The sequence below is a fragment of the Agathobaculum hominis genome (genome assembly GCF_014288055.1).
GTDB classification, from domain to species: domain Bacteria; phylum Bacillota; class Clostridia; order Oscillospirales; family Butyricicoccaceae; genus Agathobaculum; species Agathobaculum hominis.
The window spans coordinates 43534-57793 of sequence record NZ_JACOPK010000001.1 but is presented as its reverse complement, the minus strand read 5'-3'; the positions used below and the strand labels follow the sequence as shown (position 1 = coordinate 57793).

Annotated in this window: 10 protein-coding genes; 8 read left to right on the top strand and 2 right to left on the bottom strand. The window is 61.6% G+C overall.

Going from position 1 to position 14260, the window contains the following annotated elements; all coding sequences use genetic code 11:
* Window positions 1-5: 5 nt before the first annotated feature.
* Both H8S02_RS00265 and H8S02_RS00260 read left to right on the top strand, forming a co-directional pair.
* Complete coding sequence (locus H8S02_RS00265; protein WP_186968723.1) at window positions 6-1391, top strand: shikimate kinase; 1386 nt, start codon at window positions 6-8, stop codon at window positions 1389-1391.
* Between the two features lie 810 nt (window positions 1392-2201).
* Window positions 2202-5195 (top strand): phosphodiester glycosidase family protein, encoded by a 2994-nt coding sequence (locus tag H8S02_RS00260; RefSeq protein WP_186968722.1) that lies wholly within the window; start codon window positions 2202-2204, stop codon window positions 5193-5195.
* A 669-nt stretch (window positions 5196-5864) separates the two neighbouring features.
* On the opposite strand, the gene H8S02_RS00255 is transcribed toward H8S02_RS00260, so the two are convergent.
* The gene (locus H8S02_RS00255) at window positions 5865-6581 is read right to left on the bottom strand and encodes a response regulator (RefSeq protein ID WP_118685462.1); all 717 of its coding nucleotides are present in this window, start codon (window positions 6579-6581) and stop codon (window positions 5865-5867) included.
* The gene (locus tag H8S02_RS00250) at window positions 6578-7663 is read right to left on the bottom strand and encodes a sensor histidine kinase (protein ID WP_186968721.1); all 1086 of its coding nucleotides are present in this window, start codon (window positions 7661-7663) and stop codon (window positions 6578-6580) included. Before H8S02_RS00250 ends, H8S02_RS00255 begins: the two co-directional genes overlap by 4 nt.
* Window positions 7664-8004: 341 nt before the next feature.
* Here H8S02_RS00250 and dapF point away from each other — a divergent pair, with 341 nt between their 5' ends.
* The 6 genes from dapF (at window position 8005) to H8S02_RS00220 (ending at window position 14259) form a co-directional block, all read left to right on the top strand.
* Entirely contained in the window at window positions 8005-8853 is an 849-nt protein-coding gene (gene dapF, locus H8S02_RS00245; protein WP_186968720.1) for a diaminopimelate epimerase, read from the top strand.
* Window positions 8850-10454 carry a CTP synthase gene (locus H8S02_RS00240; protein ID WP_186968719.1) on the top strand — a complete coding sequence of 535 codons (1605 nt, stop codon included), beginning with the start codon at window positions 8850-8852 and terminating at the stop codon, window positions 10452-10454. The genes dapF and H8S02_RS00240 overlap by 4 nt, the downstream gene beginning before the upstream one ends.
* Window positions 10454-11632: an LL-diaminopimelate aminotransferase gene (locus H8S02_RS00235; RefSeq protein ID WP_186968718.1), complete on the top strand. Its 1179-nt coding sequence runs from the start codon at window positions 10454-10456 to the stop codon at window positions 11630-11632. The genes H8S02_RS00240 and H8S02_RS00235 overlap by 1 nt, the downstream gene beginning before the upstream one ends.
* Before the next feature lie 73 nt (window positions 11633-11705).
* Window positions 11706-12347, top strand: a complete 642-nt coding sequence (locus tag H8S02_RS00230; RefSeq protein ID WP_186968717.1) for a ComF family protein — start codon at window positions 11706-11708, stop codon at window positions 12345-12347.
* Window positions 12348-12566: 219 nt separating this feature from the next.
* Window positions 12567-13007, top strand: a complete 441-nt coding sequence (locus H8S02_RS00225; protein ID WP_118685467.1) for an ACT domain-containing protein — start codon at window positions 12567-12569, stop codon at window positions 13005-13007.
* A gap of 40 nt (window positions 13008-13047) precedes the next feature.
* Window positions 13048-14259 (top strand): homoserine dehydrogenase, encoded by a 1212-nt coding sequence (locus tag H8S02_RS00220; RefSeq protein WP_186968716.1) that lies wholly within the window; start codon window positions 13048-13050, stop codon window positions 14257-14259.
* Window position 14260 lies beyond the last annotated feature (1 nt).

The window sequence follows — 14260 nt, the reverse complement described above, 5'->3', positions numbered from 1 at the left end:
TGAAAATGCTGCTTTCCATGGAGGAATTCCGGGCATTCCAGCCGAAAAAGCCGACCTACGCGCTGTTCGGCTGGCCGCTCGGCCATACGATGAGTCCCGAGCTGCACGCGCAGCTGTTCGAGGCATCCGGACAGGACGCGGCGTATATCGGCGTCGCGGTTCCGCCCGATGATCTTGCCGAAGCGTTCGACCTCGCAAAGGCGAAGCTGCGCGGCATCAACTGTACCATTCCGCACAAAAAGGCTGTCATCGAGCTGCTCGACGGGGTGGATACCGCCGCGCGCGACCTGCACTCGGTCAACACGGTCGCCTTCCGCGACGGAAAGGCCATCGGCTACAATACCGACATCCTCGGCTTTTCCGAGTCGCTCGCACGCGACGGTGTGACGCTGCGCGGCAAAAAGGTCCTGCTGCTCGGCTACGGCGGCGCGGCATCCGTCATGGCGTACCACTGTGCGCGCGAGGGCGCATGCCTCACCATCACCGGCCGCAATCTGGAAAAGGCCGCCGCGCTCCAGCAGCAGATTGCCGAGACCGTGCCGCACGCGCGCGTCGCCGTATACAGCCGCCGCCACATCCCGCGCGACATCCAGATCGTACTGAATTCCACGCCGGTCGGCATGTATCCGAAGGAAAATCTCGCGCCGCTGCACTATCTGCCACACAAGACCGAGTATGTGTTCGACGCGATCTACAATCCGCCGGTGACGGCGACCATGCGTCTGGCCAATCCGCGCAAAACCGCGACGCGCGACGGTCTTTACATGCTGGTCATGCAGGCGGCGCACGCACAGACCATCTGGTCGGGCGTAACGTTCGAGCCTGCCTCCTGCGAGACCATTCTGCGCCGCACCTACGGCAAAATGGCGGTCAAGCGTCTGCACGAAAAGTACGGGAAGAAAAACCTCGTGCTCTGCGGCTTCATGGGCAGCGGCAAGACCACCATCGGCCGCAAGCTCGCGCGCGTGACCGGACTGGACTTTGTGGACGCCGACCTGTATCTGGAGGAAAAAGAGGGCATGAAGATCTCGGACATCTTCGCGCAGAAGGGCGAAGCGTACTTCCGCGACCGTGAGACTGCCTATATCCGTGAGCTGTCGCAGCGCGACGGCATCGTGCTCTCGCTCGGCGGCGGCGCGGTGCTGCGCCCGGAGAATGTCGCCGCGGTCAAGGAGACCGGACTGCTCATCCATCTGGATACGCCGTTCTACCGCATTCTCAAGAACCTTTCCTATTCGAACAGCCGTCCGCTGCTCAACAGGCCGGACAAGCAGGCGGAAACGCGCCGCCTGTATAACGCGCGCAAGGCGATTTACCATCGCGTTTCCGACACATCGGTGCGCAGCCCGAAGCTGAGCGAGGTGCTCGACAAGGTCGTCAAGAGCGTTTAATTGCCCCTTCGGGGCAAGGGCCCTTCTTTCTTTACCCTCAGCAGAGGGGAAGCGGTTCCGCCGTTCCGGCGGCTTTACGCTCAAAGTGAGCGTGGACAGTGGCCGCCTTCGGCGGCCGGGAGAGCCGCCGTCTGGCGGCGGAGACAAAAGGGGGCAAGGGCACCGTATGGTTCCCTTGCCCCCTCTTGACTCCCCCAAACCCTCCTTTGCGCCGCGACTCCCTTTGGTCGCGCGGCTAAACGGGGGTTACGGGGGCTCGGTTCCGTACGTCGTTTCGCTTATGGGACGCTGTAAGGCCCTGAATTTTCCTTGCGTCAACCGCCGCGCATAACAGTGCGCGGCCAGACGGTGCAGGGCGGCAGCGTTCCGCTGCGAAAAGCTCCGCTTCGATCAAGATCGTGCCCTTGGAGCACCAGACGTCCCTGTGGGCCCCTCGCATTTAGACGCGCGACCGAAGGGAGTCGCGTCCTAAGGAAAGTTTGGGGAGTTAAGAGGGGAAAGAAAACCTTGGTTGTCTTTCCCCTCTTGCCCCCGCCGCCGGGCGGCGGCATCCCCCGGCCGCCGAAGGCGGCCATTGTGCACGCTCACCTCGAGCGTAAAGTCGCCTCCAGCGGCGCACCGCTGTATCGGCGGAACCGTTTTCTCTCTGCTGAGGGTTAAAAAAACAGGCTTCTGCCTGCCGTTAAAATTATGAAATATTTGTCCTTCTTCTGGACAAATACTTCATGAGCGTTTACAATAGGTGGCGTACCGGTCTCCGGTATGCCGCTTTTATTTTTTCCACGCAGAAACTCGAGGTATGATATGAGAATGAAACGTAAAACCACCTTCCGGCTTGCCGCTGCGGCGCTCGCCATGACGCAGCTGTTCACCGCTGCGGCGTCTGCTGCATTCACCAACGGCTTCAGCTGGTCCTATCCGGTCGGCGAAGGGCTGACCTACACGCGCACCGAGGGCAAAAACACCGCCGGTGTGCAGCGCGCAAACGTTCTGACATACGAACCGAACACCGGCGTCTCCCCCGTCATGGTCTACGCCGGCGACACGGTCTACGGCAGCAAGGCCACCATCACGAACGCCGTCAAATACCTGCAAAACCAGGGCAAGACCGTTATCGGCGGCACGAACGCCGACTTTTTCGTCATGTCGAGCGGCGTCCCCATCGGTCTGGTCATCGACAAGGGCACGCTCATCTCCTCCGATGCATGGCAGTACGCTGTCGGCTTCAAGAAGGACGGCACCGCCGTCATCGGCCGCCCGACGATGGGCATCCGCATCACGGGCGCAAGCGGCTCCTGCTCGGTCTCCTACTTCAACAAAACGCGCACGACCGCCGGCGCGTACCTGCTCGATCGCAGCTACGACGAGGCGACCCATTTCGCCGCCAAGGGCAGCTATATCGTGCTCGAGCGCGAGGACTCCACCCCGGTCAAGGCCGGCGGCTCGGTCAAGCTCAAGGTCGTGAGCAAGGGAACCGGCTCGTCCTCCTTCGCCATCGGTGAAAACCAGATGGTACTCACCAAATCCGACGGCGCGAACGTCCCCTCGTGGGTCGATTTCCCGGTCGGCGAAGAGGTCACGCTCTCCATCACCGCCGCAGACCCGGCATGGAGCGAGGTCGAATATGCCGTCGGCGGCAAGCTGCTCATCGACGACGGCACGGTCACGACCTCCGGCATCGATGCCGCGTCCTCGCGCCGCGCGCGCAGCGCCATCGGCGTCAAGAGCGACGGCACGGTTGTCCTGTACGAGATCGACGGCAACCAGTCCTCGGTCAGCACCGGCCTGACTGCGGCGGAGCTCGGCGAAGAACTCAAGGAGCTTGGCTGTGTTCGCGCACTCTGTCTCGACGGCGGCGGCTCCTCCGCTATGGCGCTGCGCCAGCCCGGCGCGAGCGAGACCTCACTCATCTCGAGTCCCTCGGACGGCTCGCAGCGCGCCTGCGCCAACTACATCTTCTTTACCGCGAACACCCCCTCGGACGGCGCGACTGCCCATGCCGTGCTCACCCCGAGCTACCGCTACATTCTCCCCGGCGCGTCCACGTGGTTTTCGATCAAGGGCGCGGACGCTTCCTACGGCCCGGCAGAAGCCCCGGCCGACCTCGTCTTTGAGGTCTCGAACGACATGGGCACGGTAGAGGGACAGACCTTCACTGCCGGTCAGAAGAGCGGCAGCGCGACCATCACCGCCTCGAACGGCTCGTTTTCCGGCTCGATGAACGTCTGCGTCACGGGCGACGTTCAGTCCATCGCGCTCCAGTCCGGCGGCAGGTCAATCTCCTCTGTCAACGTCAAGCCGGGCCAGTCGGTCGATCTCGATGCGCTCGGCTACCACCTCGGTCAGAAAATGGCCTCGGCCGATACTGCCTTTACCTGGACGGTATCGGGCGGCATCGGCTCGGTCGATGAAAAGGGCGTGTTCACCGCGGGCAGCTCGATGGCGAGCGGCACGCTCACCTGCTCCTACGGAAACACGCGCGCGTCCATTCCGGTGAACGTCGGCATGGGTGATCCGCAGGATGCCTCGTTCGTCTCGACGTTCGAGGACGGTCTCGGCGGCTTCACCGCCTCGGAAGGCGTTTCGCTCTCGCGCGTCACCGACTACACCTCGGTCGCACGCGGAACCGGCTCGCTCAAGGCGCTGTGGAACGGCGAAAGCGCGGACGGCTTCACTCTGTCCGCTTCCCCGGCGGATGTCGCAGACATGAACTATCTGACCCTGTGGGCGCGTTCGGAAAACACCCACGGCACGCTGACGGCGGTCTTTACCGACGCCGAAGGCAATGAGCTGACCGCTCCCCTGTCCGCCGCGACGGTGAACGGCTGGAAGCAGCTGACCGCCCCGGTTCCTGAGGGCGCAGTCCAGTTTACCGGTCTGCATTTCGAGAAAAGCAGCTCCGGTCTGTCTCATTCCGCGCTCCTGCTCGACCAGATCGTGCTCACCGCGCATCATGCAGTCACGAACAGCGACTGTCCCGCTGTGCATCTGAACAGCACAGCCGTGACCGTGGACGCAGGCGCGAAGGCCACGATTTCGGGCACCGCGACCATGGAAAACGGTAAATATCCCGTCCGCGCGGCGAATATCACTGTCAAGGTCGACGGAAAGACGCAGAGCGGCGCCGCAGCCATGAACGGCTCCGACCTGACCGTTACGACCGGCGCACTCGCCGCCGGTACCCATACCGTGACCATCGACGTATCAGACGATGCCGGCAGCCGCACGCGCGTCTGCGCGACCGTCACGGCCGGAAGCGCGGCGAACGCCTTCGCGGACACTGCCTCCCATTGGGCGCGCGGCTACGCCTCGCTGCTGAACACGCGCGGCATCATGAAGGGCGAAGGCAAGGGCGGCAGCATGTACTTTTACCCCGACCGCAATCTGACGCGCAAGGAATTCGCGGTCACGATGGCGCGCACGCTGGGACTGGACACTTCGTCTGCCGACGTTTCCGCCTTTGCGGACAGCGACAGCATCCCGTCCTGGGCGGCCGGTGCGGTAAACGCGGTCGCAAAGGCCGGCTTCATGACCGGCGAATCGCGCGGCGGCGTGATGTATTTCAATCCTGACGCAGATATTACCCGCGCAGAGGTCATGACGGTGATCGGCCGCCTGCTGCCGCGCGGCTATGCGGCCGCAAGCCTCAACTACAGGGATGCTTCCGCAATTCCGTCCTGGGCGGCGGAGCATGTTAAGACCTGCGTTTCCGCCGGTATCATCGGCGGCTACACGGATGGAACGCTCCTGCCGCTCGGCAGGATCACGCGCGGCGAGATCGCCAAGGTGCTGGCGCTCCTGTAAGGCTGCGCCTTAAAACGCTTTACCGTCTGCTGACGGTGGAGTTTCCGCCGATACAGCGGTGCGCCGCCGGAGGCGACAGAGGCCGTATCTCACGGCCGAAGAGATGCCGCCGCCCGGCGGCGGGGGCAAAAGGGGGATAAGACACCGAATGGTTTCTTATCCCCCTCTTGACTCCCCCTCATCTTCCTTTACGCGACTCCCTTCGGTCGCGCGTCTAAAAGCGAGGGGCCCACAGTGACGTTTGGTGCTCCAAGGGCACACGCTTGATCGAAGCGGAGCTGTTCGTAGCGACGGTGCAAACGCTCTGCACAGTCTGGCCGCGCACTGGTATGCGCGGCAAATCACGAAAGCAATCGTCTATGGCATAAGAAAAAGGAGAGCACAGACTCAAATCTGTGCTCTCCTTCGTTTTTTAGACGCGAAGCTCCGCTGAGCGTCCCAAAGGAAGGTTTGGGGTGTCAAGAGGGGCAAGGAAACCATTTGGTGTCCTTGCCCCTTTTGTCCCCTGCCGGGGACCCGGCATCTCCGCCGCCGAAGGCGGCCACTGTGCACGCTCACCCCGAGCGTAAATCTCGCCTCCAGCGGCACAGCCGCTGTATCGGCGGAACCGCTTACCCGCTGCTAAGGGTATAGAAAGAATGGCCTCTGCTCCCGGAAGGGAGCATTTTTTCATTCCCCGGAGGGATTTTCCGCCATGCGGTAGCCCACACCGACCTCGGTGAACAGATATTCCGGCTCCGCCGGGTTCTTCTCGATCTTGCGGCGGATATTCGCCATGTTCACGCGCAGGATCTGGTTGTCTCCGCCCGCTCGCGGTCCCCACAGCTCCTTGATGATATAATCATAGGTCAGCACCTTGCCGGCGAACTTGCCCAGCAGGGCAACAATGCGGAACTCGCTGAGCGTCAGACGGACATTCTCCCCGCGCACGAGCACCTGATGCTTGTTATAATCGATGACCATTTCGCCCACGCTGTATGTACCGCGCTGCGCGATCTCGCCGGTCGGCGACGTTGTGCGCGTATGACGGATAGCGGTGCGCACGCGCGCGAGCAGCTCCGCTGTGCCGAACGGCTTGGTCAAATAATCGTCCGCGCCGAGGTCGAGCGCCTCGACCTTGTCGTTTTCATGCGTGCGCGCGGACACCACGACGACCGGCAGGCTCGACCAGCCGCGCAGGCTGCGCAGCACCTCGATGCCGTCCATGTCGGGCAGACCGAGGTCGAGAATAACGAGGTCGGGACAGTGCGAGGACAGCATGGTCATCGCCTCGGTTCCCGTCTTTGCGAGAATGGTCTCGTAGCCGTTTGTGGTGAGTATGGTCGAGATGAAGTGCGCGATGCTCTTCTCGTCCTCGACGATCAGGATCTTTTCGCGGATGGTCATGCTTTTTCCTCCTCTTGTTCGAGCGGCAGACGGAACACAAATTCCGCGCCTTCCATCAGATTATGCGCCTCGATGCTGCCGCTGTGGGCGTGGATGATCGCCTGGCAGACCGAAAGGCCGAGTCCCATGTTTCTCTTGCCGCCGTTCTCCATGTCTCCTGCCGCTGCGGCGAGCGTGCCGTCGAACAGATGCGGCAGGACCTTATGCTCGATGCCGTCTCCGTTGTCCTCGACGGCGAACACGGCCTCCGGCCCCTCTCGCCGCACGGACAGACGTATCTCGGTCGTATGGCCGCCGCCGTGCACCACGGCGTTCTCGAGCAGATTGGACAGCACCTGCGAGATGAGCACTGCGTCCATCGGCACGAACAGCAGATCCTCCGGCACGGAAACGCGGATGCGGACATCGGGATAGCGCTTGCGGAACTTCGCCGTCACCGCGCCGAGGATCTCCTCCGCCGGCTCGGGATTTTTGACCAGGCGCGTGGTCGTGTCGCCCATGCGCGTGATGCTCAGCAGGTTTTCCACGACGCGGATGAGCCACTGCGCGTCATCCCGGACGTCGGTCAGCAGCAGCAGACGATCCTCCTCGGGCAGATCCGGATTTTCGATCATGGCGCTCGTCGAGCCGATGATCGAGGTCAGCGGCGTGCGGATGTCATGCGAGACCGAACGCAGCAGGTTCGCGCGCATTTTTTCGCGCGCCGCCTCGATGCGCAGATCCTCCTGCCGCTTGATCTTGGTCGTCATCGTACAGGTCACGAGCGAGACCACGAGCATGGTCAGAAAGGTCAGCGGATAGCCCGACAGCGTGAAGTTCACCGCCCAGTACGGGTAGGTGAATATGTAGTTCGTGCCTACGACGCTCAGCACGGCTGCGAGCGTGCCGAACAGATAGCCGGTCGTAAAGCGCGAGATGAGCAGCACGGTCAGGATGAAGATCGAGTAGGCGAAGCCCTCCGAGCTGCTGGCCATATGCAGCAGGATGCACAGCAGCACCGCGCTGCCGAACAGAGCGCAGAATATCGCAAGATCGCGCCACGAGAAGGAAAAGATGCGGATTTTTTTCGTTGACGGCGGCAAGTCACTCTCTCCTTTGCATTGTACGTTTTGAACACCGTGAGTGCACGCGTGGATGCGGCATATTTCACCGGTATCTTACAGTATACCACAATCTCCGCTAAACATGTGTTAATTTTCCGTCATGAAGCGCGATTAAATCCCCGATTTTGTGAGATACCGCAAAAAACCGCCCTGCCGGACAGGGAAAAATTTCGTGCTTTTTTTCAAAAGCATAGAGAATTTTTCGTAAAATTATGTTATACTGAATGTCGTCTGGGCAAACGCTGCGTGCCTTTGTCCGGCGCGTGCGCGCGGAGCTTTGCGCGCACGGAACACACTGCTGTTAACTGGAGGGAGACCGTATGAAGCTGTCGTTCACTAAAATGCACGGCTGCGGCAACAATTACATCTATATCAACTGCTTCGACCAGAAGGTCACGGACCCCGAAAAGCTGTCCATCGCGCTTTCCGAACCGCATTTCGGCATCGGCGGCGACGGCATTATCCTCATTTCCCCGTCCGACCGGGCGGATGCGCAGATGCGCATCTTCAACGCCGACGGCTCGGAGGGTAAGATGTGCGGCAACGGCATCCGCTGCGTCGGCAAGTATCTGTATGACAACGGCATGGTCGGCGGACGCACCACCATTACCATCGACACGCTTTCCGGCGTAAAAACGCTCGAGCTGAACGTCAGGGACGGCAAAATGCAGACGGCGCGCGTCGATATGGGCGCGGCGATCCTCGAGCCTGCAAAGATCCCGGTCAACATGGCGGGCAGTTCCGTCATCGACGCCCCGCTCGTCGTAGACGAAAAGGTCTATCACGTGACCTGCGTCTCGATGGGCAACCCCCACTGCGTCATCTTCTTTAACGAGGACGATGTGGACGACCTCGATCTTTCGCGCCTCGGCCCCAAGTTCGAGCATCATCCGCTGTTCCCCGAACGCATCAACACCGAATTCGTGAACGTCCTGCCGGACGGCAGCCTCAAGATGCGCGTCTGGGAGCGCGGCTCGGGCGAGACCTGGGCCTGCGGCACGGGCGCGTGCGCGACCGGCGTTGCGGCCTGCCTGAACGGCTTCTGCAAGCCGGACACGGACATCACCGTGCACCTGCGCGGCGGCGACCTCACCATTCGATACACCACTGAGACCGTGTTCATGACGGGCGCGGCCGCGACCGTTTTCAAAGGGGAAATCGAGCTATGACAAAATACATTTTCGTGACCGGCGGCGTTGTCTCCGGTCTGGGCAAGGGCATTACCGCAGCCTCTCTCGGCCGACTGCTCAAGAGCCGCGGCCTCAAGGTCGCAGCGCAGAAACTCGACCCGTATATCAACGTTGACCCGGGCACGATGAGCCCGTTCCAGCACGGCGAGGTCTATGTCACCGACGACGGCGCGGAGACCGACCTCGACCTCGGCCACTACGAGCGCTTCATCGACGAGGACCTCAACAAGTTCTCCAACCTCACCACCGGCAAGGTCTACTGGAACGTTCTGAACAAGGAGCGCGCCGGCGAATACCTCGGCGAGACCGTTCAGGTCATCCCCCACATCACCAACGAGATCAAGTCGTTCATCTACTCGGTCGGCAAAAAGACCTCGGCTGACGTCGTCATCACCGAGATCGGCGGCACCACCGGCGACATCGAGTCGCAGCCGTTCCTCGAGGCCATCCGTCAGGTAGCGTCCGAGGTCGGCCGCCGCAACTGCCTGTTCATCCATGTAACGCTCGTTCCGTTCATCTCCGGCTCGAACGAGCCGAAGAGCAAGCCGACCCAGCACTCGGTCAAGGAGCTGCGCGGTCTGGGCATCTCGCCCGACATCATCGTCGCGCGCGTCGATCAGCCGCTCGACGACGACATCCGCCACAAGATCTCGATGTTCTGCACCGTCCCCGAGGACTGCGTCATCGAAAACCGCACCCTTCCCGTGCTGTATCAGGCGCCGATGATGCTCGAGGACAGCCATTTCTCCGACATCGTCTGCCGCGAACTGTCCATCGGCGCAGGCAAGGGCGACATGAGCGAGTGGCAGGAAATGCTCGAGCGCATCGCGTCTCGCAAGGAGCATGTCAGGATCGCCCTCGTCGGCAAGTACGTCAAGCTGCACGACGCTTACCTCTCGGTCGCCGAGGCGCTTCAGCACGCCGGCTACGAGAACGGCTGCTTTGTCGACATCGACTGGGTGGACTCCGAGGAGATCAACGACTCGACCGCCGACAAGCTGCTCGGCGAGGTCGACGGCATCATCCTGCCGGGCGGCTTCGGCTCGCGCGGCGTTGAGGGCATGATCTGCGCGGCAAACTATGCGCGCGTGCGCGGCATCCCCTACTTCGGCATCTGCCTCGGCATGCAGATCGCGGTCATGAGCTACGCCCGCAACGTGCTCGGCTACGCCGACGCAAACTCCGGCGAGTTCGACCCGAACACCTCGCATCCGGTCATCGACCTGATGGAGAGCCAGCACGGCATCTCCAAGAAGGGCGGCACCATGCGTCTGGGCGCTTACCCCTGCAAGGTCCGTCCGGGCAGCATCATGGCCTCCGCCTACGGCTCTGAGCTCATCTCCGAGCGTCACCGCCACCGCTATGAGTTCAACAACGCCTTCCGCGAGGAGATCGAGAGCAAGGGCATGCTCATCACGGGCACTTCCCCGACCGGCGAGCTCGTCGAGACCGTCGAGATCCCGGAGCATCCGTTCTATATCGGCGTTCAGTTCCATCCTGAATTCAAATCCCGTCCGAACCGCGCACATCCCCTGTTCAAGGCATTCGTCGCGGCATCTCTGAAAAGGAGCAAGAAATAATGCAGATCAACACCAATTATGACAATCTCGAGCAGAGCTATCTGTTCTCCACCATCGCGCGCAAGGTCCGCGAGTATTCCGCATCCCACCCGGAGGCTGACATCATCCGCCTCGGCATCGGCGACGTTACCCGTCCGCTCGTTCCGGCTGTCATCGACGCGCTGCACGCGGCGGTTGAGGATCAGGCGAAGCAGGAGACCTTCCACGGCTACGGCGACGAGCAGGGCTATGACTTCCTGCACGAGGCGCTCGTCGGCTACTACAAGACCCACGGCGTAGAGCTCGCCACCAATGAGATCTTCATCTCCGACGGCGCGAAGAGCGACCTCGGCAACATCCTCGACATCTTCGGCAAGGACAATGTTGTCCTGGTTCCCGACCCGGTCTACCCGGTCTACGTCGACACCAACGTCATGGCCGGCCGCAAGATCATCTTCGCGGACGCGAACGAGGCAAACGGCTTCCTGCCCCTGCCGGACGCATCCGTAAAGTGCGACATCATCTATATCTGCTCCCCGAACAACCCGACCGGCGCCGCTTACGACCGCGCGGGTCTCAAGGCATGGGTGGATTACGCGAACGCACAGAACGCTGTCATCCTCTACGACGCAGCGTATGAGTGCTTCATCGAGGATGAGAACCTGCCGCGCTCCATTTACGAGATCGAGGGCGCAAAGACCTGCGCGATCGAGTTCTGCTCCTTCTCCAAGATGGCGGGCTTCACCGGCACGCGCTGCGGCTGGACCGTCGTTCCGACCGCGCTCGCGGACGGCAGACTGAACAAGATGTGGCTGCGCCGCCAGACCACCAAGTTCAACGGCGTTCCGTATATCGTCCAGAAGGGCGCCGCCGCCTGCTTCACCGAGGAAGGCATGAAGCAGATCAAGGATACCCTCGGCTACTACAAGCAGAATGCCAAGGTCCTGTCCGCGACGCTCGATGAGCTCGGCATCTGGTACACTGGCGGCAAGAGCAGCCCGTATCTGTGGCTCAAGTGCCCGAACGGCATGGACTCCTGGACGTTCTTCGACTACCTGCTCGAGAACGCGAACGTTGTCGGTACCCCGGGCGCAGGCTTCGGCAAAAACGGCGACGGTTTCTTCCGTCTGACTGCCTTCGGCGACCAGAAGCGCACTCTCGAGGCTGCCGAGCGCCTCAAGAAGCTGCTCGCAAAGTAAGCTGACAAATTTTATCGACAAACTGAGAGCTGTCCCTCGCGGACAGCTCTTTTTTCATCCGGAGGTGAACCTCATGCCCGTTTTATTCGACCGGACGTGCATCCTGTGCGGCCGGGTCCTTCCCGCCGAAAAGCACAGCGCGGTGCTGTGTCCGGACTGTGCGCGCGAGGTACGCACGGAATACCGGTATCACGGCGAACTTTCCGTCCCCGGTGCAGACGGCGCGGCGGCGGCGCTCTGCTATCGCGGCGCAGTCAAAGAAGCGCTGCACCGCTTCAAATTCGGCGGCAGACCGCAGTATGCCGCATGGTTCGCCGCCGAGATGGCGGCGGTTCTCGCCGCGCAGCTCGACCGGTGGCAGCCCACCTGCATCACATACCTGCCGCTCGGCTTTCTCCGCGCACGGGAGCGCGGCTACAATCAGGCTGAGCTGCTCGCGCGTCCGATCGCGCAATCACTCTCACTGCCCTGTGTTTCCGCGCTGCGCAAGCGTCCGTTTACCGCCCGTCAGTCCGTGCAGCAGGACGCCGCCGCCCGCCGGAAGAATGCCGCCGGCTCGCTCCTGCCCGGGCGCGTTCCGCTCGCAGGCGAGCGCGTCGTGGTCATCGACGATATCGTCACGACCGGCTCGACCGCCGCAGACGCCGCGCACGTCCTGCGCAGCATGGGCGCCGCCTGTGTTTTCGTACTCGCGGCCGCAAAAACCGTGGACTGAACCGTTTTTCTCCCTCCCCCTCTTTACTTTCTTTCGTCTATTCTTTATAATTTTAATATACTGCCGCACTTTTTTCTGTCGACTTTGGCAATATCGACAAATGAGAGCGCGAATTTCTGGGAATTTTATAGATTTCTCTCTTGCGTCAGACGCGGCTATATGGTATGATAGGAGAGCGTGAAAAAGACATATGTCTTTTCAGGAAGGACAGATTAACGCATGGTTAAACCAAAATACTATCTGGTCGAACGAACGCTGCTGCCCGAGGTCTTTCAGCGCGTGATCGAGGCCAATGAGGCGATCGCCTCGGGTAAGGCTGCAACAGCAAGCGAGGCCGCAAAGCTCGCGGGCCTGTCGCGCAGCGCTTACTATAAATACAAGGACGGCGTCCGACCCTTTTTCGAGGCGACGACCGACCGCATCGTGACGTTCCACTTCATGCTGCACGACCAGCCGGGCATGCTCTCGAGCATCCTCGGGCTGATGGCGAAGTCGGGCGCGAACCTCATGACGGTCAACCAGTCCATCCCCATGCGCGGTCAGGCATCGGTCACGATCGCCGCGCGAACGGGCGAAATGAAATATTCGGTCGAGGAGCTGCTGCACCGCGCAGAGCAGCTCGAGGGCGTGAACAAGGTCGAGATCCTTGCTTCCGAATGATAAACTGCAATAAATTCTCCCACGGAAAGGAATTATCACAATGGTAAAAGTAGCAATCATGGGACACGGAACGGTCGGTTCCGGCGTGTACGAGGTATTCGAGATGAACGCCGAGAAGATCGCGCGCACGGTCGGCGAGCCGGTCGAGGTCAAATATGTGCTCGATCTGCGCGATTTTTCCTCTCTGCCCTACGGACATAAGTTCGTTACCGACTTCTCCGTCATCGAGAACGACCCCGAGGTAACGGTCGTTGCCGAGGTTATGGGCGGCGTGGGCGCAGCTTATCAGTTCACCAAGCGCTGCCTCGAGGCCGGCAAGAGCGTCTGCACCTCCAACAAGGAGCTCGTCGCGACGAAGGGCGACGAGCTGCTCAAGATCGCCGAGGAGCATGGCGTCAACTACATGTTCGAGGCGTCCGTCGGCGGCGGCATCCCGATCATCCGCCCGATGCTCCAGTGCCTCGCTGCCAACGAGTTCAACCAGATCTGCGGCATCCTCAACGGCACCACCAACTACATTCTGACCCAGATGATCCACAACGGCGTTACCTTCGAGGACGCGCTGCGTCAGGCGCAGGTCAACGGCTACGCCGAGAAGGACCCGACCGCCGACATCGAGGGCCACGATGCCTGCCGCAAGATCTGCATCCTGTCCGATCTTGCCTACGGCGACAAGTTCGATCCGGACGCGGTCTCCTGCGAAGGCATCACCAAGATCACCCTCGAGGACGTTGCAAACGCCGACAAGCTCGGCTGCGTCATCAAGCTGCTCGGCCGCTCGGTGCGCTGCGAGGACGGCACAGCCTATGCCTACGTCGCTCCGCACCTCATCCACAAGGAGAGCCCGCTCGCAGCCGTCGAGGACGTATTCAACGCCATCATGGTCGACGGCAACGCGACCGGCGAGGTCATGTTCTACGGCAAGGGCGCGGGCAAGCTCGCGACCGCTTCCGCCGTCGTCGCTGATATGCTCGACTCCATCGAGCACAGGGACAGCCGCCGCCGCATCATGTGGGGCGATGGCTCGAAAAAGCTGCTCCGTCCGCTCGACACTCTGCGCTCCGCATGGTACGTCCGCTTCAAGGGCACGCGCGAGGACATCGAGAGCATTCTCCCGGTCGAGAGCCTGTCCGAGCCGGTCGAGGGCGTATTCGTCGTCCAGACCAGCAAGATCCCGACTGCCGAGATGGATGCGGCAGCCGAAAAACTGAACGCCGTCGGCAAGGTCTGCGCGGCAATGCGTATTCTCTAAG

Bases quoted from the DNA above. Each gene is read 5' to 3' on its own strand.
- H8S02_RS00235 (WP_186968718.1), top strand. From the start codon at position 10,454: ATGCAGATCAACACCAATTATGACAATCTCGAGCAGAGCTATCTGTTC.
- dapF (WP_186968720.1), top strand. From the start codon at position 8,005: ATGAAGCTGTCGTTCACTAAAATGCACGGCTGCGGCAACAATTACATC.
- H8S02_RS00265 (WP_186968723.1), top strand. From the start codon at position 6: ATGCTGCTTTCCATGGAGGAATTCCGGGCATTCCAGCCGAAAAAGCCG.
- H8S02_RS00255 (WP_118685462.1), bottom strand. From the start codon at position 6,581: ATGACCATCCGCGAAAAGATCCTGATCGTCGAGGACGAGAAGAGCATC.
- H8S02_RS00220 (WP_186968716.1), top strand. From the start codon at position 13,048: ATGGTAAAAGTAGCAATCATGGGACACGGAACGGTCGGTTCCGGCGTG.
- H8S02_RS00260 (WP_186968722.1), top strand. From the start codon at position 2,202: ATGAAACGTAAAACCACCTTCCGGCTTGCCGCTGCGGCGCTCGCCATG.
- H8S02_RS00225 (WP_118685467.1), top strand. From the start codon at position 12,567: ATGGTTAAACCAAAATACTATCTGGTCGAACGAACGCTGCTGCCCGAG.
- H8S02_RS00230 (WP_186968717.1), top strand. From the start codon at position 11,706: ATGCCCGTTTTATTCGACCGGACGTGCATCCTGTGCGGCCGGGTCCTT.
- H8S02_RS00240 (WP_186968719.1), top strand. From the start codon at position 8,850: ATGACAAAATACATTTTCGTGACCGGCGGCGTTGTCTCCGGTCTGGGC.